This is a genomic window from Halomonas cibimaris, assembly GCF_055379665.1.
On sequence record NZ_AP043828.1, the window covers coordinates 859,723 to 877,947 of the forward strand.

Annotated in this window: 18 protein-coding genes and 1 other RNA gene; 7 read left to right on the plus strand and 12 right to left on the minus strand. The window is 65.8% G+C overall.

What is annotated here, in order from left to right:
• Positions 1 to 41 precede the first annotated feature (41 nt).
• Positions 42 to 1,067: an aspartate carbamoyltransferase gene (gene pyrB / locus ACZ415_RS03930; RefSeq protein WP_344703735.1), complete on the plus strand. Its 1,026-nt coding sequence runs from the start codon at positions 42 to 44 to the stop codon at positions 1,065 to 1,067.
• A gap of 17 nt (positions 1,068 to 1,084) precedes the next feature.
• On the opposite strand, the gene ruvX is transcribed toward pyrB, so the two are convergent.
• From ruvX to ACZ415_RS03965, 7 genes are all read right to left on the minus strand, one after another.
• A complete protein-coding gene (gene ruvX, locus ACZ415_RS03935) occupies positions 1,085 to 1,567 on the minus strand; it encodes a Holliday junction resolvase RuvX (protein ID WP_344703733.1) in 483 nt (160 codons plus the stop codon).
• Positions 1,567 to 2,136 carry a YqgE/AlgH family protein gene (locus tag ACZ415_RS03940; RefSeq protein WP_344703731.1) on the minus strand — a complete coding sequence of 190 codons (570 nt, stop codon included), beginning with the start codon at positions 2,134 to 2,136 and terminating at the stop codon, positions 1,567 to 1,569. Before ACZ415_RS03940 ends, ruvX begins: the two co-directional genes overlap by 1 nt.
• Before the next feature lie 72 nt (positions 2,137 to 2,208).
• Positions 2,209 to 3,174, minus strand: coding sequence for a glutathione synthase (gshB, locus tag ACZ415_RS03945; RefSeq protein ID WP_344703729.1), 966 nt, complete (start codon positions 3,172 to 3,174; stop codon positions 2,209 to 2,211).
• A gap of 103 nt (positions 3,175 to 3,277) precedes the next feature.
• On the minus strand, positions 3,278 to 3,967 hold the full coding sequence (locus ACZ415_RS03950; RefSeq protein ID WP_344703727.1) for a CvfB family protein: 690 nt from the start codon (positions 3,965 to 3,967) through the stop codon (positions 3,278 to 3,280).
• Positions 3,968 to 3,983: 16 nt separating this feature from the next.
• Positions 3,984 to 4,703, minus strand: coding sequence for a 16S rRNA (uracil(1498)-N(3))-methyltransferase (locus ACZ415_RS03955; RefSeq protein ID WP_344703741.1), 720 nt, complete (start codon positions 4,701 to 4,703; stop codon positions 3,984 to 3,986).
• Positions 4,704 to 4,742: 39 nt separating this feature from the next.
• A complete protein-coding gene (gene secB, locus ACZ415_RS03960) occupies positions 4,743 to 5,237 on the minus strand; it encodes a protein-export chaperone SecB (RefSeq protein WP_344703725.1) in 495 nt (164 codons plus the stop codon).
• Between the two features lie 61 nt (positions 5,238 to 5,298).
• Positions 5,299 to 5,721 (minus strand): rhodanese-like domain-containing protein, encoded by a 423-nt coding sequence (locus ACZ415_RS03965; RefSeq protein WP_344703739.1) that lies wholly within the window; start codon positions 5,719 to 5,721, stop codon positions 5,299 to 5,301.
• 229 nt (positions 5,722 to 5,950) lie between these two features.
• On the opposite strand from ACZ415_RS03965, the gene gpmI reads away from it, so the two are divergent.
• The 3 genes from gpmI to ACZ415_RS03980 all read left to right on the plus strand — a co-directional run bounded on the left by gpmI (position 5,951) and on the right by ACZ415_RS03980 (position 10,059).
• Positions 5,951 to 7,516 carry a 2,3-bisphosphoglycerate-independent phosphoglycerate mutase gene (gene gpmI / locus ACZ415_RS03970; protein WP_344703723.1) on the plus strand — a complete coding sequence of 522 codons (1,566 nt, stop codon included), beginning with the start codon at positions 5,951 to 5,953 and terminating at the stop codon, positions 7,514 to 7,516.
• A gap of 49 nt (positions 7,517 to 7,565) precedes the next feature.
• The gene (locus tag ACZ415_RS03975; protein WP_464387757.1) at positions 7,566 to 8,684 is read left to right on the plus strand and encodes a murein hydrolase activator EnvC family protein; all 1,119 of its coding nucleotides are present in this window, start codon (positions 7,566 to 7,568) and stop codon (positions 8,682 to 8,684) included.
• A 130-nt stretch (positions 8,685 to 8,814) separates the two neighbouring features.
• Positions 8,815 to 10,059 carry a S41 family peptidase gene (locus ACZ415_RS03980; RefSeq protein ID WP_344703737.1) on the plus strand — a complete coding sequence of 415 codons (1,245 nt, stop codon included), beginning with the start codon at positions 8,815 to 8,817 and terminating at the stop codon, positions 10,057 to 10,059.
• On the opposite strand, the gene ACZ415_RS03985 is transcribed toward ACZ415_RS03980, so the two are convergent.
• From ACZ415_RS03985 to ACZ415_RS04000, 4 genes are all read right to left on the minus strand, one after another.
• Complete coding sequence (locus ACZ415_RS03985; RefSeq protein ID WP_344703719.1) at positions 10,056 to 11,309, minus strand: UbiH/UbiF/VisC/COQ6 family ubiquinone biosynthesis hydroxylase; 1,254 nt, start codon at positions 11,307 to 11,309, stop codon at positions 10,056 to 10,058. The two genes, ACZ415_RS03980 and ACZ415_RS03985, sit on opposite strands and share 4 nt — an antisense overlap.
• Before the next feature lie 53 nt (positions 11,310 to 11,362).
• Complete coding sequence (gene ubiH, locus ACZ415_RS03990; RefSeq protein WP_344703717.1) at positions 11,363 to 12,580, minus strand: 2-octaprenyl-6-methoxyphenyl hydroxylase; 1,218 nt, start codon at positions 12,578 to 12,580, stop codon at positions 11,363 to 11,365.
• A 125-nt stretch (positions 12,581 to 12,705) separates the two neighbouring features.
• Positions 12,706 to 14,043 (minus strand): Xaa-Pro aminopeptidase, encoded by a 1,338-nt coding sequence (gene pepP, locus ACZ415_RS03995; RefSeq protein ID WP_344703715.1) that lies wholly within the window; start codon positions 14,041 to 14,043, stop codon positions 12,706 to 12,708.
• 68 nt (positions 14,044 to 14,111) lie between these two features.
• Positions 14,112 to 14,690: a UPF0149 family protein gene (locus tag ACZ415_RS04000; RefSeq protein WP_344703713.1), complete on the minus strand. Its 579-nt coding sequence runs from the start codon at positions 14,688 to 14,690 to the stop codon at positions 14,112 to 14,114.
• 215 nt (positions 14,691 to 14,905) lie between these two features.
• Between ACZ415_RS04000 and ACZ415_RS04005 the strand changes: the two genes are divergently transcribed.
• From ACZ415_RS04005 to ACZ415_RS04015, 3 genes are all read left to right on the plus strand, one after another.
• Positions 14,906 to 15,202, plus strand: a complete 297-nt coding sequence (locus ACZ415_RS04005; RefSeq protein WP_344703711.1) for a cell division protein ZapA — start codon at positions 14,906 to 14,908, stop codon at positions 15,200 to 15,202.
• Between the two features lie 49 nt (positions 15,203 to 15,251).
• A non-coding RNA gene (gene ssrS / locus ACZ415_RS04010) (6S RNA) lies at positions 15,252 to 15,435 on the plus strand.
• A 43-nt stretch (positions 15,436 to 15,478) separates the two neighbouring features.
• Complete coding sequence (locus tag ACZ415_RS04015) at positions 15,479 to 16,114, plus strand: 5-formyltetrahydrofolate cyclo-ligase (RefSeq protein WP_344703709.1); 636 nt, start codon at positions 15,479 to 15,481, stop codon at positions 16,112 to 16,114.
• Positions 16,115 to 16,573: 459 nt separating this feature from the next.
• Here the strand turns inward: ACZ415_RS04015 and ilvA are convergent, their stop codons facing one another.
• Positions 16,574 to 18,088 carry a threonine ammonia-lyase, biosynthetic gene (gene ilvA / locus ACZ415_RS04020; RefSeq protein WP_344703707.1) on the minus strand — a complete coding sequence of 505 codons (1,515 nt, stop codon included), beginning with the start codon at positions 18,086 to 18,088 and terminating at the stop codon, positions 16,574 to 16,576.
• Positions 18,089 to 18,225: the final 137 nt, after the last annotated feature.

Sequence of the window (18,225 nt, forward strand, 5' to 3'; positions counted from 1 at the left end):
TTGCCAAGGCTGCCATTTGCCTGCCTCAGGGAGCCCATTTGATGAACCCACACCTGCTTTCCGTCGACTCGCTGGACCGTGATCACGTTGACCACTTGCTGCATGTGGCCGGCCGCATGGAGCCCATTGCCAGCCGCCGCCAGGTAACCCGAGTGCTGGAAGGCGCGGTGCTGGGTAACCTGTTTTTCGAAGCCAGCACCCGCACTCGGGTGAGCTTTAACGCTGCGTTTTGCCGCCTGGGCGGCAGCGTATGCGATACCACCGGCTTTACCTTTTCATCCATGGCCAAGGGTGAATCGCTGTACGACACCAGCCGCGTCATGAGCGGCTACTGCGACGCCATCGTCATGCGCCACCCCGAGCAAGGCTCGGTGGCCGAGTTTGCCAGCGCCACCAACGTGCCGGTCATCAACGGCGGCGACGGCCCGGGCGAACACCCCAGTCAGGCACTGCTGGACCTTTACACCATCGATAAAGAGTTCGCCCAGCGGGGCAAAACGCTTGCCGGCGCGCATATTCTATTAACGGGGGATTTGCTTCACGGGCGCACGGTGCACTCGCTGATCAAGCTTTTATCGCTGTACCCGCCCATGCGCATCACCCTGGTGTCGCCGCCGGGGCTGGATATGCCCTCGGCACTGGTGGAGCTGGTGGCTTCCCGCGGCCACCGTATCGAGCTGCGCGACAGCCTGGCCTGCGACTTCAGCGACCTGGACGTGGTCTACACCACGCGCATTCAGAAAGAGCGTTTTACCAGTGAAATGAGCGAATCCTTTGCCGGCGTTTCTCACGAATTCGTGGTTAACAAACGCTTTATGGACGCGCGCTGCACGCCGGATACCATCGTCATGCACCCGCTGCCTCGGGACAGCCGCCCCGGCGTCAACGATCTAGATGTGGACTTGAACGGCGATCCCAGGCTGGCCATTTTTCGCCAGACCGACAACGGCATTCCGATGCGCATGGCGATATTTGCCACGCTGCTGCAGGTAGAAGAGTTGATTGAAAAGGACCTGCGCCCGGTGCGCTGGTTTGTCCCCAAGCGGCTGGGCACGCTAGACGAGTGAATAGCCTTGAGGCGGGGTTACGTACCGCCTCGCTGTGGCCGGGTTGAGTCGCCGGCGCGGCCGCCGGGCAAGCCTTCCCGGTGGGCAAACCAGCCTTCCAAAATCAGCACCGCGGCAATGCCGTCAACGCTCTCGGCACGGTAGTTGCCCCTGTGGCCGGCTTCACGGGCAATCTGCTTGGCCTCCCGGGTAGAGCCGCGCTCGTCGACCATGTGGCAGGGCTTGCCGTAGCGCCCGTGCAGTCGATTGCCGAATTTGCGCGCCCGCAGGCTCATTTCGGACTCGCTGCCGTCCATGTGCAGCGGCAACCCCACCACCAGCACGTCCGGCTGCCATTCCTCCAAAAGCCGGGTTACAACATTCCAGTCGGGAATGCCGTCCCGGGCGGTGAGCGGCTCAAGCTCCCGGGCGCTGTGCAGCATTTCATTGCCCACCGCCACGCCAATGCGCCGGGCACCAAAGTCAAATGCCAGCACCAGCCGCTGCCCTTCTGCGGCCATCAGGCGTGCCCGGCGTCAGGCGTCATCAGGTTTAAATCCACGCCGAGAATACCCGCCGCGGTGCTGAGGCGCTCGGCCGGCGGCGTTTCGAACAGCACGTGTGACGCTCCTTCAACGATCAGCCAGGCGTTTTCCTTGATCTCATCTTCCAGCTGGCCCACATCCCAGCCGGAGCAGCCCAAACAGACGACGAAGCGTTCGGGCCCTTCATTGTTGGCCAGCGCCTGTAGCATATCCATCGACGTGGTCAGTGCAATTTCGTCGGTTACCTGCACGCTGGAATCCCAGTCGCTGCTTTGGCCACGGTGCAGAATAAAGCCGCGATCCTTGTGCATGGGGCCGCCATAATACACCGGCGCATTGCGGTGCAGGCTTTGGCTGCCGCCAAGCTCCAGCTGCTCGAACAGCGCATCAAGGGTGATTTCCAGCGGCTGGTTGACAATCACTCCCATGCTGCCGTTGTCGTCGTGGTCACAAAGATAGATCAGGCTCCCGGCAAAGTGGGTCTCGTCCATGTGCGGCATGGCCAGCAGGAAATGATTTTTCAGATTTTGCGTTAAGCGTTGCATGCGCCTCCTAGCGCCGCCGGCGATTCGCCGGCGGCTGAATTATCAATGACCATGTAATGATGGGGCACGCCGTTAGCGTGGCGCACTCAGGCGACGCGCGACCGCGTCGAGCAGCTGGTCGGCGATACGCGTGCCGCGCTGGTCGTCAATCTCACGCACGCAGGTGGGGCTGGTGACGTTGATTTCGGTAATCGAATCACCGATAACGTCGAGCCCGACAAACAGCAGCCCAAGCGCGTCAAGCGTTGGCCGCACCTGCTCGACCAGCCATTGCTGGCGTTCGGTGAGCTCACGGCTTTCTCCGCGCCCGCCGGCCGCCAGGTTGCCGCGCGTTTCCCCGGCCAGCGGCACCCGGGCCAAACCGTAAGGCACCGGCTCGCCGTCGATGAGCAAGATGCGGGTGTCACCTTCCTTGATGGCCGGCAGGTAGCGCTGCACCATGACCTGGCGCGTACCGCCCAGCGTCAGCTGCTCAATCACCGCGCCGAGATTGCGCCCGTCCGGGCCGATGTGAAAAATACCGCTGCCGCCCATGCCGTCAAGCGGCTTGAAGATCACATCGCCATGCTCGGCGTGAAACGCGCGCAGCACGTTGTCCCGGGCGGACACCAGCGTGGGTGCGCAGCACTGGGGAAACTGCTGGGCAAAAAGCTTTTCGTTGCAGGTCAAAAGCGCCCGGGTCGGATTGACGACCAGCACGCCTTCGCGCTCGGCAAACCCCAGCAGATGCACCGCATGGGTAAAATCGGCGTCAACAGGCGGGTCTTTGCGCATGAGGATGACGTCGAGCTCGGAAAGCGGCCGGGAGTCGGCTTCGCCCAGGTCATACCAGTGATCGGGGTCGCGGTGTACCGTCAGCGGGCGCATGCGGGCGTAGGCCTGGCCGGCGTTGAGAAACAGGTCTTCCTGTTCCATGTAGTGCAGCGTATAGCCCCGATCCTGGGCGGCCCACAGCATGGCCATGGTGGTATCTTTTGTATAGGCAATATCGGCGATGGGATCCATCACCACGCCCAGATGCAGATTTGACTGGCTCATCGCAACAACCATTCGAAATAGAGCGCACCGGGCCGGCGCGCCCGTGGGTATATGACAGCCCTGCAGTATGCCTGACGCCGCGCGCGGCACCAAGCAGAGGGCATCAGTCCAGCGCGCCGGGCACCAGGCGCACGGCATGGGGCTCAAGGGTGATCAGCTGGCGCTTGTACAGCCGGCCGGTGGCCTGCTTGTAGGCGCTTTTGCTCACCCCCAGCCGCGCTTTGATGTCCGCCGCGGCGCTTTTATCGCCCAGCGGCAGGTAGCCGCCGCTTTCGCGCAGGGCCTTGAGAACCTTCTCGCCCACCACGTCAAGGCGTGCGCTGCCCGGCGGCAGCAGGGAGATATCCAGCCGGCCGTCGTCCCGGCGCTGCTTGACGAACCCGCCAAGCGTCTGCCCGCGGCGCAGGGGCTGGCTGATGTCGTCGGCGTAAATCAGTCCCCAGTAGCGGTGGTTGACCACGACCTTCATGCCCAGGTCGGTACGCTCGGCGACAACCAGCGTGACCGCCTCGCCGCTTTCCAGCGCCCAGGCGTCGTCGCTCAAAAAACGCTCCAGGCGCATGGACGCCACCGGCCGCCCCCGGTCGTCTTCGTAAAGCATGACCAGCACGCGCTTGCCCGGGTCCGGGCGGAACAGCTGCTCGCTAAACGGCAGCAGCACGTCCTTGGGCTGCCCCCAGCGCAGAAATGCGCCGGTATCGTTTACCGTTACCACCGGCAGGTAGGCCACCTCACCCATGCGGGCGACGGTATCTGTCGCGCTATAAGAGGGGCCGGAAGTCTCGTTGGGCATAGCAAAAACGTCCTTCTCAAAGATCGCCGAAGCGGTACTGCAAAAGCGTAAGCGCAGCCACGGGCGCGGTTTCGGTACGCAGGATACGCGGGCCCAGGGTCAGCGGGGTAAACGCCGCGGCCTCGGCGGCCGCCACGTCGTCTGGGGCCAGGCCGCCTTCCGGGCCGATCAGCAGCGCCGCCGCGGCGGGCGCGTCCGCCGCGTCCAGCCCGCTGTGGGTGGCCGGATGCAGCATCAGCCGCAGCGGCTCGTCGCGCGCGTTAAGCCATGCCTCAAGGGTTTGCGGCGGATGCACCGGCGGCAGCGTCGCCCGCCCGCACTGCTCGCAGGCGCTGGCGGCCACGGCTTGCCAGTGGGCGAGCTTTTTGGCTTCGCGCTCGCCTTTCAAGCGCACATCGCCGCGGCGGGTATACAGCGGGGTGATCGCCGCCACGCCCAGCTCCACGGCTTTCTGGATGGCGTAGTCCATGCGCTCTCCCTTGGAGATCGCCTGGCCCAGATGCACCGCCAGCGGCGACTCCCCCGCCCCGGGCCATACGGCCTCCACGACCACCGTGGCCTGCTTGCGCGTCACGTCTGCCAGGCGCACGCCGGCCTCGCGGCCGTTGCCGTCGAACACCACCAGCGGCGCACCCGGGCCCAGGCGCAGCACCCGCGTTAGATGGCGCGCCGGGCCGTCAGGCAGCGTAACGTTACCGCCCGGTTCAAACGTTGCCGGCACGTAAAGGCGCGGCATCTTGCCGTGGGCGGCGTACCAGTCGGCGGCCTGCACGGCTTACTCGGCGCTTTGCGCCTGGGCTTCGCGCTGTTTGCGCTGGGCGTACATGGCGTCAAAATTGACCGGCGCCAGCATCAGCGGCGGGAAGCCGCCGCGGTTGACCAGGCTGTCCACGCACTCGCGGGCGTAGGGGAACAGCAGGTTGGGGCAGAACGCGCCCAGGGTCTGGTCCAGCTGCTCGCCTTCAATGCCGCCAATGCGGAACAAACCGGCCTGCTCGACTTCCACCAGAAACGAGGTGGTACCGCTTTCGCTGTCGTTGACCTGAGCGGTGACCTTGACGGTGACTTCGTACTGGTCATCGTCGGTTTGCTTGCTGGAGGTGTTCAGGTCCAGATTGACCTTGGGCTTGAACGGCTGTTTGAACACCTCGGGCGAGTTGGGCGCTTCAAACGAAATATCCTTGACGTAAATACGCTGCAGCGAAAACGTAAGCTTGGGCTTGCTGTCGTCCGCCGCGCCGGCCTGCTGGGGGGTGGTGTCTTCCGCCATGTGAAACTCCTGAAAGGGTCGATCTACGAAGCTCGTGCCGGCCACGCCGGCGCCGATGCGCTTATTTTTTGACTACCGGCAAGCCGTCGGCCTGCCACTGGGCCATGCCGCCGCTCAGCTTCAGCGCGCGCTCAAAGCCGGCCTTGGCCAGCTTGGCCTGAGCCACGCCCGAGCTCTGGCCGTGCTTGCAGACGACAATGACCGGCTTGCTCTTGGCCTTGTCCAGCTCATTTATGCGCTCATCCAGCTTGCTCTGGGGAATATGCCGGGCACCGGCGATATGGCCGGCGCGAAACTCTTTGTCTTCGCGGATATCCAGCACCACGGCGTCTTCGCGGTTGATCAGCTGCGTGGCCTCGCCCGGCGTCACCCCGTTGCTTGCCGCGCGACGGGCTTCATACGCCAGCCAGGCGAGCAGTACGGCAAAAAAGCCCCCCACCAGCAGCAGATGGTTTTGGGCAAACTCCAGCAACCGTTCGATTATCTCGGGCATCGCGCGCTCAATCTCTTGTTCAATAGTGGGTCAACAATACACGGCAATACGACAGCCGGCAGCGCGGGCTGTCGTCAAGCGCCCCAGTATACACGCCCCGAACGGCTGCGAGCAGGCCCCGCCATGACGACAGCCGCCCGCCTGCGTTATAGTGCGAACGACTGGCATTCGCCCCGACGCTGCGCCACACCGGCGCCTGGCCCAATGACGAGAGGTTTTCATGGACACTCCCCGCACGCCGCGCCCGGTGGCGCTGATCATCCTCGACGGCTACGGCCATAACCCGGACAGCCGCCACAACGCCATTGCCGGGGCGCATACCCCCAACATGGATCGGCTATGGGCCGATCGTCCCCGGGCCTTCGTCCATACCGACGGCCACCACGTCGGGCTGCCCGACGGCCAGATGGGCAACTCCGAGGTCGGCCACATGAACCTGGGCGCCGGGCGCATCGTGTTTCAGGATTTTACCCGGATCACCCAGGCCGTGGAAAACGGCGATCTTGACCTCAACGCCGCGCTGACCACCCCCATCGACGACGCCGTGGAGCACGGCCGAGCCGTTCATCTTATGGGCCTTTTGTCCCCCGGCGGCGTGCACAGCCACGAAGACCACATCATTGCGCTTGCCGAGCTTGCCGCCCGCCGCGGGGCCCGGCGCATCTACATGCACGCCTTCCTCGACGGCCGCGACGTGGCCCCCCAGAGTGCCATGGCCTCGCTTGAGCGCACCAACGCCCGGCTCGCCGAACTGGTCGGCCCGGACAACGGCTTTATCGCCTCGGTCATCGGGCGCTTCTACGCGCTGGACCGCGACAACCGTTGGGAGCGCGTGGCCCAGGCCTATGAGCTTTTGACCGAAGGCCGCGCCGACTTTACCGCCGTCAGCGCCGAAACCGCCCTGCGCGACGCCTATGCCCGGGGAGAAACCGACGAGTTCGTCTCCGCTACCAGCGTACGCATTGCCGGGGAGCCGCTAGTGATCGAAGACGGCGACGCGGCAATCTTTGCCAACTTCCGCGCCGACCGCGCCCGGGAGCTGGCGCGGGCCTTTGCCGAACCCGACTTTGACGGCTTTGCGCGCACCTCGCGCCCGGTGCTCGCCGGCGAAGGCCTGGTAATGATGACCGAGTACGCCGACGACATCCCCGCCCCGATCGCCTTTCCCCCGGATCACCTGTCCGACACCCTGGGTGAGGTCGTCTCCCGGCGCGGGCTCAAGCAGCTGCGCATCGCCGAGACGGAAAAATACCCCCACGTAACGTTTTTCTTCTCCGGCGGCCGCGAAGAAGCCTTCGACGGCGAAACGCGCATTTTGCAGCCCTCGCCCCAGGACGTGCGCACCTACGACGAAAAGCCGGAAATGAGCGCCTTTGCCGTCACCGACAGCCTGATTGGCGCCATCGACGACGACGCCTTTGACCTGATCATCTGCAACTACGCCAACGGCGACATGGTCGGCCACACCGGCGACTATCACGCAGCGGTCAAGGCCATTGAAACCGTCGATCAGTGCGTGGGCCGCGTGGTCGAGGCCATTGAGCGCGCCGGCGGCGCCTGCCTGATCACCGCCGACCACGGCAACGCCGAGCAGATGGTGCACCCGGTCACCGGCGCGCCCCAGACCGCCCACACCACCTTCCCGGTGCCGCTGGTCTACGTCGGCACGCGCCAGGGCGAGCTCGAAGACGGGCGGCTGTGCGATCTGGCGCCTACGCTTTTGACCCTGATGGATCAGAAAATTCCCGCCGCGATGACCGGCAAGCCACTGATTCGGCTGCGCTGAATTGCGCCGCAGGCCAAGGCTGCGACGCTGGGCCGGCGGCGCGCTGGCGTTGCTGGCCTGTATGCCCCCGGCGGTGCAGGGCCAGGCGCAGGCGCGCCCCGACGCCACCGCCGCCCGGGAAAAGCTCGACGCCCTGGGCGAAGAAATCCGAACAGCGTCACAGCGTCTTGAAGCCACCGCCAAGGCGCGCAGCGACGCCCAGAACGCGCTGCGCGAGGTAGAAGAGGCGCTGGCCGAGCTTCACGCCCGGCTGGATGAAGTGCAGGCCAAGCGCCGCCGGCTCGGCAAAGAAAGCCGGGCGCTGAAAAAGCGCCGATCTCGTCTGGAAGCGACCCGCCAAGCGCAGATGGAAGCGCTGGGCGAGCAGCTGGCCGCGCTGTACCGGCTGGGCGATGCCCCGCAGCTGAAGCTGCTGCTCAACCAGGGCGACCCGGCCAAGATTGACCGCATGCAGGCCTACCTCAACCGCCTGAGCCGGGCGAGAAAAAAACGCCTCGCCGACATCGCCCGGCTGGACAAAGCGCTTGCCGACAACGCCGCCGAGCTGGCCGAGCGCCGAAAGCGCCTGGAGGCGGCCAACGCCGAGCTGAAAGAAAAAAGCGCGACCCTTGCCCAGCGCACCGCCCAACGCCGCACGCTGCTGGCCGACATCGGCGAGCGCGAAGAAAGCCAAAGCCACCACCTGGCCCGGCTCAAGGGCGATCGCGAAGCCGCCGAGGCGCGCCTGCGCCAGATCCGCGAGCAGATGGCCCGGCTATCAAGCCCCGCCCCCAGCACGCAGATGGCCCAAACCCGGGGCGATCTGCCCTGGCCTACGGCAGGCCAACTCAGCGCCGGCTTTGAAAGCCGCCAGGGCGTGCACCGCAACGGCATTGTCATCAAGGCCGGCGCCGGCACCCCGGTCAAGGCCGTGCACGCCGGGCGCGTGGCATTTGCCGGCTGGCTGCGCGGCTTTGGCAACCTGTTGATCGTTGACCACGGCGACCACCTGATGACGCTTTACGCTCACCTGCAGCGCTTCGAGCGCTCGCCCGGCACGCGAGTGGCCGAAGGCGACGTTATCGGACGCGTGGGCAATACCGGCGGCCAGCCCCGAGCGGCGCTGTATTTTGAAGTGCGCCGCGGCGGCGAACCCATCGACCCCGGGCGTTGGCTTGCACGCCGCTGAAAGGATAAGCTGGCGCCACTGACGCTTTTTTCGGCGGCCCCTGCCGCCCACGCCTCGCGGAGCCCCCATGCCATTTGCCACCCCTTTATTGCCCGCCGTCCGGTACCCGCTGGCCGTCATGCTACTGGCCATGTGGGCCCTGCCGGGCACGGCCGCCGCGGCGCCGGACACCGATGACGCGGAAAACGCCCTGCCGCTGGAAGATATCCAGACCTTTGCCGAGGTGTTTGAGCACATCAAGCGCGCCTACGTCGAAGACATCAACGACCGCACCCTGATGCGCAATGCCATGCGCGGCATGCTCAACGAGCTGGACCCGCATTCAAGCTATCTCGACGAAGAGCAGTACGACAGCCTGCGCGAAAGCACCGAAGGGGCGTTTGGCGGCATCGGCATCGAAGTCGGCATGAAAGACGACCGGATCACGGTGGTAACGCCTATCGACGATACGCCGGCTTCCCGGGCAGGGCTTGCCTCGCGCGATGTCATCGTGCGTATCGACGGCACCTCCACCGAGGGCCTGTCCCTGCACGAAGCGGTCAACCTGATGCGCGGCGAGCCGGGCAGCGAGCTGGATATCACCGTGCTGCGCCAGGGCGAAGACAGCCCGCGCACGTTGACCCTGACCCGCGAAAACATCCAGACGGAAAGCGTCAAACACGACATGCTGGCGCCGGGCTACGGCTACCTGCGCATCAGCCAGTTCCAGACGCGCACCGCCGAGCAGGCCCTCGCCGCCCTCACCGACATGCAGGCACAAAGCGACGGCGGCGCGCTCAACGGCCTGGTGCTGGACCTGCGCAATAACCCCGGCGGGGTGCTCCAGGCCGCGGTGGATATCGCCGATCTGTTCCTTGACAGCGGGCGCGTGGTCTACACCGAAGGCCGTCTGGCCAACAGCCAGATGTCGTTTTCCGCTACGCCCGCTACCCCCGCCGGCGACGTAGCACTGGTGGTGCTGGTCAACGGCGGCAGCGCCTCGGCGGCGGAAATCGTCGCCGGCGCGCTGCAGGACCAGGGCCGCGGCGTCATCATGGGTACGGAAAGCTTTGGCAAGGGTTCGGTACAGCAGGTCATGCCGCTGGGCGAACGCGAAGCCCTCAAGCTCACCACTGCGCTGTACTACACCCCGGACGGCCGCTCGATTCAGGCCCAGGGCATCGAACCTGACATCAAGGTCGTGCGCGGGCGGCTGGAAGTCGCCGACAGCCGCTTTGAACTGCGCGAATCCGACCTTGAAGGCCACCTGAACGCCACGGGCAAAAGCGCAGCCCGCGACGCGTCAAGCGCTGCACGCCTGCGCGACGACTACCAGCTGAGCGAGGCGCTCAACCTGCTCAAGGCGCTCAACGTGGTGGACCGCCGCCGGCGCTAGCGGCAGCTTTCGGGCAGGCGGCCGCGCTCCCCGGTCGCCTGGCGCATCATCGCGCGCTTGAGCGGTACCAGCCGGTCAAGCCCGTTCATGCCCATATTGCGCGCCAGCAGCACGCCGGGGTGCTCTACGCCAAACAGCGTCTTGAAGCCTTTCATCAGCGCCAGTACGGCGGCGTTGTCTCCCCGGCGGCGGCGCTCGAAACGCTTGAGCCGGCGCGCATCGCCCCAGGGCGCGCCGCGCTGAAAGGCCGCGATGACTTCTTCGGCCAGCACGGCGGCGTCCATCAGCCCCAGGTTGACGCCCTGCCCCGCCAGCGGGTGAATGCTGTGCGCCGCGTCGCCCACCAGCGCAAAGTGCGGCGCCGTATAGCGCCGGGCATGGCGCTGCACCAGCGGAAACGCATACGCCCTGTCGCATACCTCCACCGCTCCCAGGCGGTGTTCAAGGGCACGGCCCAGCGCCTCGCCCAGCGCTTCGGGCGTCATCGCCTTAAGCGCCTCGGCGCGCTCGGGCGCCACCGACCAGACAACCGAGCAGTAGCGCTCGTCGCCGGCCACCGTCAGCGGCAAAAACGCCAGCGGCTGGCCGGCAACGAACGCCTGGCGCGCCGTCGCCCCGTGAGGGCGCTCGCAGCGTACCGTGGTCACCACGGCGTGCTGGTGCATGTCGTCTTCGGCTACGTCGATTTCCGCCATATCGCGCAGCACCGAGCGCGCGCCGTCGGCGGCAACCACCAGCGGCGCGCCCAGCGTGGTGCCGTCTTCCAGCTTCAGCCAGCGCCCGGTGGCGGTGGTCTGCAGTGCGGTAACCCGCTGGCCGAAAAACGTCGTCACCCCGGGATGGTCCAGCACCCGGGCATTCAGCGCCGCGGTGGTCAGGCTGTTTTCCACGATGTAGCCCAGCGCGGCCACCCCGGCCTCATCGGCGCTGAAGGCGATATCCCCGCTGCCTTCGGTGTCCCACACGCGCATGTAGCGATACGCCGTCACGCGCTTTTCCGCCATCAGCGGCCAGGCGCCCAGATGCTTTAGCAGGCGCACGGAAACCGGCGACAGCGCGCTGACCCGGGGCGCCGGCGCCTCGCCGAGCGTATCCAGCGCAAGCGGCCGGGGCTGCGCCTCGACCAGCCCAACCTGCATGCCGGCATCCGCCAGCAGCGCACAAAGCGCCGTGCCTACCATGCCGTTGCCCACAATCAGGGCATCGAACGTCGTCGCCGGCGTTTTTGCCGCCTTGGCTGTCTTGGTCATCGTGCTCCCCTTGCCTTGTCAACAAAACGCCCGCGGCCGGGCGCGGGTGAACGTCAGCGCTCCAGCCCCATGGCCCGCCGGGCCACATCGCGGCGCAGCGGCCCGGCCAGATTAAGGCCCGCCAGGCCCGCCGCACGCAGCGACGGCAGCAGCGGCAGCCGCGCGCCGAACAGGCGGATCAGCCCGTCGCTGAAGCGCACCACGTCGCGCCGGTCCCGGGCGCGCTTGCGGTCAAAAGCGCTCAGCGCGGCCATATCACCGGCTGCACCGCCCGCCGCCAGATGCTCGGCCAGCGTGTCCACCAGATCCACCACCCCGCGCAGCGCCAGGTTAAACCCCTGCCCGGCCACCGGGTGCAGCGCGTGGGCGGCGTTGCCCAGCACCGCAAGCCCCGGGCGCACGGTCTCTTCCGCGGTCACCAGCGATAGCGGATAGGCGTAGCGCTTGCCCACCCGAGTAAAGCGCCCGGCGCGATCGCCGAACGCGCGCTGCAGCGCGGCGAGAAAGTCGCCGTCGGACAGTGCCATGCGCGCCTTTTCTTCGCCGGCCGGGTGCGTCCACACCAGCTCCATGGCGTTGCCCGACAGCGGCAGCAGCGCAATTGGGCCGTCAGCGGTAAAGCGCTCGTAGGCCACACCGCCGTGGGGCTCGCTGACCGCCACGTTGGCAATCAGTGCGGTCTGCGCGTAGTCCGCCGCACGGCTGGCAATGCCCAGCTGCTCTTTTAGCCCGGAGCGGCCGCCGTCGGCCAGGACCGTCAGTCCGGCGGTGAGCGTACTGCCGTCCGAAAGCGCCAGCCGATGCCCCGCCTCGGTCGGGGCAATGTGCGCCACCTTGGCCGGGCAGTGCCAGTCGAGCGCCAGTTCGGCGAGTCGGGCGTGCAGCACCCGGCCCATCCAGGCGTTGGCAATCACATGGCCCAGGGCGTCAACGTGGAGATCATCGGCATCCAGCCGCGTCACGCCCAGCCGGCCGCGCTCGCTGATGTGGATGCGGCGGATCGGCGCGGCCTCTCGGCGCATGGCCTGCCACACCCCCAGCCGGTGAAAGCGCTCCGCCGAGCCGGCGGCAATGGCGCTGGCCCGGGCATCGAAACTGGGCTGCCATTGGTCCGGCTGCGCGGCGGCCGGCAGCGGCGCGGCCTCGATAATCGCCACTTTCAGCCCGTGGCGTTCGATCAAAGGGGCCAGCGCACAGCCCAAACTGGCCCCCACCAGACCGCCGCCGACAATGACGACGTCGTGCGTAAGGGGTTGCGCGGGTGTCTGCATGGCTGCCTCCTGAACGGCGTTTTCTACACGGCTGATGAGTATTGTCCGCGAATCGGCACCGCGGGAACAGGCCGGCCATTCATAACGTACATTACGTAAAGAAAAACCGGCCGTGACATGGCGGCTCACTTTTTGGCCATCAGCGCCTCGATGTCTGCTACCTGCTTGGGCACATCGGCGGTAAGCACCTCGTGCCCCTCGGCGGTGACGGCCACATCGTCTTCGATGCGGATGCCCATGCCGCGATAGGCCTCGGGGATATCGTCGTCTGCGGGAATATACAGCCCGGGCTCTATTGTCAGCACCATGCCTTCTTCCAGCGGGCGCGGCGTGCCGTCGGGCCGGCGATATTCGCCTACGTCGTGCACGTCCAGACCCAGCCAGTGCGAGGTGGAATGCAGATAGAAACGCCGATAGCTGTGATCCGCGATGCGTTCGTCAACGTCGCCGGACAAAAGCCCCAGCGCAATCAGCCCGGCCGTCAAATCGCGGACCACGCCTTGATGGATATCAATGAGCGTAGCACCGGGGCGAATCGCCGCCACGGCGTTTTCCTGGGCGGTGAGCACAACCTCGTAAACCTCGCGCTGGGCGGCGCTGAAGGTGCCGTTCACCGGAAAAGTGCGGGTGATATCGCCGGCGTAGAGGGCAAACTCGGCACCGGCGTCGATCAGCACCAGGTCGCCGTCATTGAGCGGCGCGGTGTTTTCCACATAGTGCAGCACGCAGGCGTTGACGCCGCCGCCGACAATGCTGCCGTAGGCCGGGCCGCTGCCGCCCTGCCAGACAAATTCGTGCTCCAGCTCGGCCTGCAGCTGGTATTCAAAAAGCCCCGGGCGGCTGGCGCGCATGGCCCGGCAGTGGGCCCGGGCCGATATCTCGGCGGCGTGGCGCATCAGCGCCATTTCATCCGCCGTCTTGAGCTGGCGCATGGCATGAATCAGCGGAGTGACGTTGTGAAAGCCGCTGACCGGTGGCGCCCCTCGACGGCCGGCGGTCGAGTCGGCGTAGGCCTGCTCGGCCAGCGCCAGGGCGCCGTCGTCGTCAAAGGGCACAAACAGCTGCTCGCGCCCGGCGAGCAGCCGGTGCAGGCGCTCGTCGCGCTCGGCATTTTCCACCGCCTCGTCCACGCCATGTTCGGCCACCATGCCATCCGCCCCCAAGCGCCGCCCCGTCCAGGCTTCAAGCGTCGGGTCGCGATCCTGGCAGAATACCACCGTCTCGCCGGCGTCGCGGCCGGGCAGCAGTACCAGCAGCGCATCGGGCTCAACGATGCCGGTGAGGTAGTAGAAATCGCTGTTCTGGCGAAAGGCGAACTCGCTGTCCTTGGAGCGGGTGACCAGGCCGGCGCCGGGCAGCACCACGGCGGCCGTGGCTGGCAGCCGGGCGATGAGCGCGGCACGGCGCGCGGCGTAGGCATCGGGGGTAATCGCCGCCGGGCGCGGCATGGACTCGGGTAGCATGAAGGCTCCTGGTTGGTGAGGGGGAAAAGGTCCGATTGGTGAGGGGGAAAAGATCCGAGCGAAAAGCGCTAGTGCAGCGTCGCGTCGCTTTGCTCCACCTGGGGCTGGCCGGGATGCTGCTCGGTGTAGAGCATCATGGCGGCCATCCGCGCGTGCTCGGTGAGCGCGAAAAGGTCGTTTTCGTTTTCCGGGCTGTCGTCGAGGTCGGTTTCGATACGGGCCAGCACCGGCAGATCGTCCAGCGCTTCGCGCAGGGCAGCCGACCACTGCCGGCGCAGGGCGTCGTCCACGGTATCATCGAGCACCTCGACAAAGCCCAGCGCCCACTCCTGCAGCCCCTGGGCCTGCTCGGCCAGGGAAAACAGCTCGTCGGGCAGCAGCGGCGCGTAGTTCATTTCGCCGGCGCCCAGGGCTTCAAGGGTTTGCCGGCGCCAGCCCAGCAGGCGCTCGGCGCTCGGCGCATCCTTGGGCTGCTCGATCCCCAGGCTTGAACACACTTCGTCCAGCCAGGCCTCGGCGCTGACGTCCTTGAGTGCCAGCAGCGCACACAGCCGGCCGTCGAGAAACGCCGGCGACTGCATGCTGCCGTGAAGCAGAAAGGTATCGGCGATATCGGAAAATTCCTGGCGTTCATCAATCAGGGACATAAAAAGGCCATCCGTTACGGCACAGTGAATAAGACAGGGTACGGCAAGCGAGCGGACAGCGCCGCGCGTTGACCCCGGCGCGCAGGCTCTCTTATAGTTGAAGCGCTTTTATCGCCCGGGCCGGTACCGCGCCGCCACGGGCCTCGCCTCGCTTTACTTGCCCATGCGGGCATGTTAACGCATAGATTCCTCGATGGCCTGCGCTGGAGCAACGGATGAGTGACGCCAAGCGTCCAACCACAGAAATCACCCTGCTGGGGCGGTATTACACCATTGCCTGCGATGCGGGGACAGAAGACAAGCTGGAGCGCGCCGCACGCTACCTGGACCGCGCCATGCACGGCATTCAGTCGCAGAGCACCGCGTTGAGCAACGACCGGGTCACGGTGATGGCCGCGCTCAATATCACCCATGAGCTGCTGGAAGCGCTTGACGAAAAGCGCGACCGCGACGCCGAGCTTGCCCGCCTGGACGAGCGCCTGGACGAGGCGCTGAAAAAACGCCAGGAATAAGGCGCCGCCCGGACTTTGGCCCGGGCCCGGCGCTCTGGTAAGATGAAGGCGTTCTCTGGGGTGTGCGCCAGTCGTTATCGTCCCTCGAGCCTATGCGTAATACCCAGGGAGGCCAAAAGCTAGTCGAGCCTGTGCGCATGTCCGTGCGACGGAAAGCCTGACGGCTTGGCTGCGGCCACCCACCTGAACCACAAGGTTCAGGGCCACAACGACAGCGGCATCCTGGAGAACCCTTGCCTACCGCTTTTCCCATATTCCAGCTTCAGGGCCTGCAGCGTGCCCCTGCCTGACGCAGCATCCGCCTCGCCGTTACGGGCCAAGAACGCCCTGCGCCGCGAGCTCAGGCGCCGCCGCCGCGTGCTCACGCCGCGCCAGCAGCGCACCGCCGCCGCCGGCCTGTGCCAGCGATTGAAAACCTTGCCGGAACTGCGGCGCGCACGCCGTATCAGCCTGTATCTGCCCGTGAGCGGCGAGATTGATCCGCTCCCCCTGCTGCCCTGGCTTTACCGCCGCGGCGTGAACGTTTACCTGCCCGTACTGCGCCCTTTTTCCGCCAACTCACTGTGGTTTGTGGCGTATCGCCCGGGCACGCCCATGATCAAAAACCGCTTCGGCATCCGCGAGCCCGCCCCGCGCTTTAGCGCCCGCCGCGCCAATCGCCTGCCCGCCTGGGCGCTGGATACCCTGATCGTGCCGCTGGTGGGCTTTGATGCGCACGCCAACCGCATGGGCATGGGCGGCGGCTTTTACGATCGCACCCTGGCTTTTATGCGCCACCCGGGGCCAAAGCCTACGCTGATCGGCGCAGCCCACGCCTGCCAGCAGGTTGACCGTCTGCCCGTAGAGCCCTGGGATATTGCGCTGACCGCCATCGTCACCGACACCGCCGTGGTGCGCCCGCCCCGGCGCTGAAGCAGACAAAAGAAAAAAGACAAAAGAAAAAAGACAAAAGAAAAAAGACAAAAGAAAAACGGGCTGTGCCGCCATGGCACAGCCCGCGTATTGATCATCAGCCCCCCGGCGGCGACGCTCAGCCGCCTGCCAGCGCCTGCGCATAGCCTGTGGCAAGAACGCCCAGGGCAAATACCACCGTCAGTGCCATGATCATGTCCGGCTTTTTACGACGCATACCGCTTCTCCGAAGTAACAAATCCGGGCCCGGGGCGGTGCGCGCGTCCGTTCATTTTGCCGGAACCAAGCCTAAACCCCGTGCCCCTGGAAAACATAGCGCGTCAGGTGAGCAAAACGCCGCTTCAGCGTTTTGGATGACGCGTCTCATTATTGGCCCGGTGACTATAAGCCGCCGGGCTTTACGCTGACAATGAAAAAAGCCGCCGTTTATCCGCGCACTTCCGGCAACGGCGGCGCTTTTCAGGCCATGAACAACCGGTAGGCCGGGTTGTCGCTTTCCCGCCAGTAGCGATAGCCGATCGCGTCCAGGTGCTCTTCGACATGCTCGCTGTCGCCGTTGGGTACCTGCATGCCCACCAGCACTCGGCCGTAGGCCGCGCCGTGGTTGCGATAGTGAAACAGCGAAATGTTCCAGTCATGGGGCAGCTGGGTGAGAAAGTGCATCAGCGCCCCGGGACGCTCGGGAAACTCGAAGCGATACAGCGCCTCGGCCACGTTGGCGCTCGGCCGGCCGCCGCTCAGGTGGCGGATATGCACCTTGGCCAGCTCGTTGTCGGTCAGATCTTCCACCTGATAGCCGGCTTCCTTGAGCTTTTCGATCACCGCCTGGCGATCATCGCCGCCGGGCTTGACCTGCACGCCGACGAAAATATGCGCATCGCTGTCGTCGGCGTAGCGGTAGCTGAACTCGGTGACCATACGCTTGCCCAGGGTGCGACAGAATTTTTTGAAACTGCCGGGCTTTTCGGCAATGGTCACCGCAAGAATCGCCTCGCGCTGCTCGCCAAGCGAGGTGCGCTCAGCGATATGCTGGAGGCGGTCAAAGTTGGTATTGGCACCGGAGTTGATACACAGCAGCGTCTCGCCCTTGGCCCCGGTTCGCTGAACGTATTTTTTCAGCCCGGCAAGGGAGAGCGCGCCGGAGGTTTCCGACACGGCACGGGTATCCTCGAAGATGTCCTTGACCGCGGCGCACATTTCATCGGCGGTGACGGTGATCACATCATCGACCAGATGCTGCATCAGGGTAAACGGCACCTCGCCGATCTGTGCTACGGCCACGCCTTCGGCAAACACGCCGACCTGATCCAGCGTCACCCGCTCGCCGGCATCCAGCGCGGCCTTGAGGCTGGCGCTGTCTTCAGACTCCACGCCGATCACGTTGATGTCCGGGCGCAGATACTTCACGTAGGCCGCCACGCCGGCGATCAGCCCGCCGCCGCCCACGGGCACAAAAATGGCGTCCAGCGCCCCGCTGTGCTGGCGCAGTATTTCCACCGCCACGGTGCCCTGTCCGGCAATCACGTCGATGTCATCAAACGGCGGAATATAGGTATAGCCGTGCTCTTCTACCAGCGCCTGGGCGTGGGCGGCGGCCTCGCTGAAGGCGTCGCCCTTGAGCACGACCTTGGCCCCCCGGGCGCGCACCGCCGCGACCTTGATGTCCGGGGTAATGCGCGGCATCACAATGGTCGCCTTCACTCCCATCTGCGTTGCCGCCATGGCCAGCCCCTGGGCGTGGTTGCCGGCCGAGGCGGCGATCACGCCCCTGGCCTTTTGTGCCTGTTCCAGCTGGGCCATTTTGTTGTAGGCGCCGCGAATCTTGAAAGAATGCACCGGCTGTAAATCTTCACGCTTGATTAAAATCGTGTTGTTAAAGCGGCGTGAAAGAAACGGGGCGGGGGAAATCGGCGTCTCGCAGGCCGCCTCGTACACACGGGCCTGGAGAATTTTCTTCACGGTAGCTTCAAGCATTCGAATATCTCACGGGAAAGGGCCGCACGCCGGCGATGGAAAAGGGCCGCTCAAGTTTTATACACAAACCGGACAGCCCGCTATTGTTAGCAGATTGCCCCGGGGCGCGTCCACAGCTCCGGCGTGTCGGCAGCGCG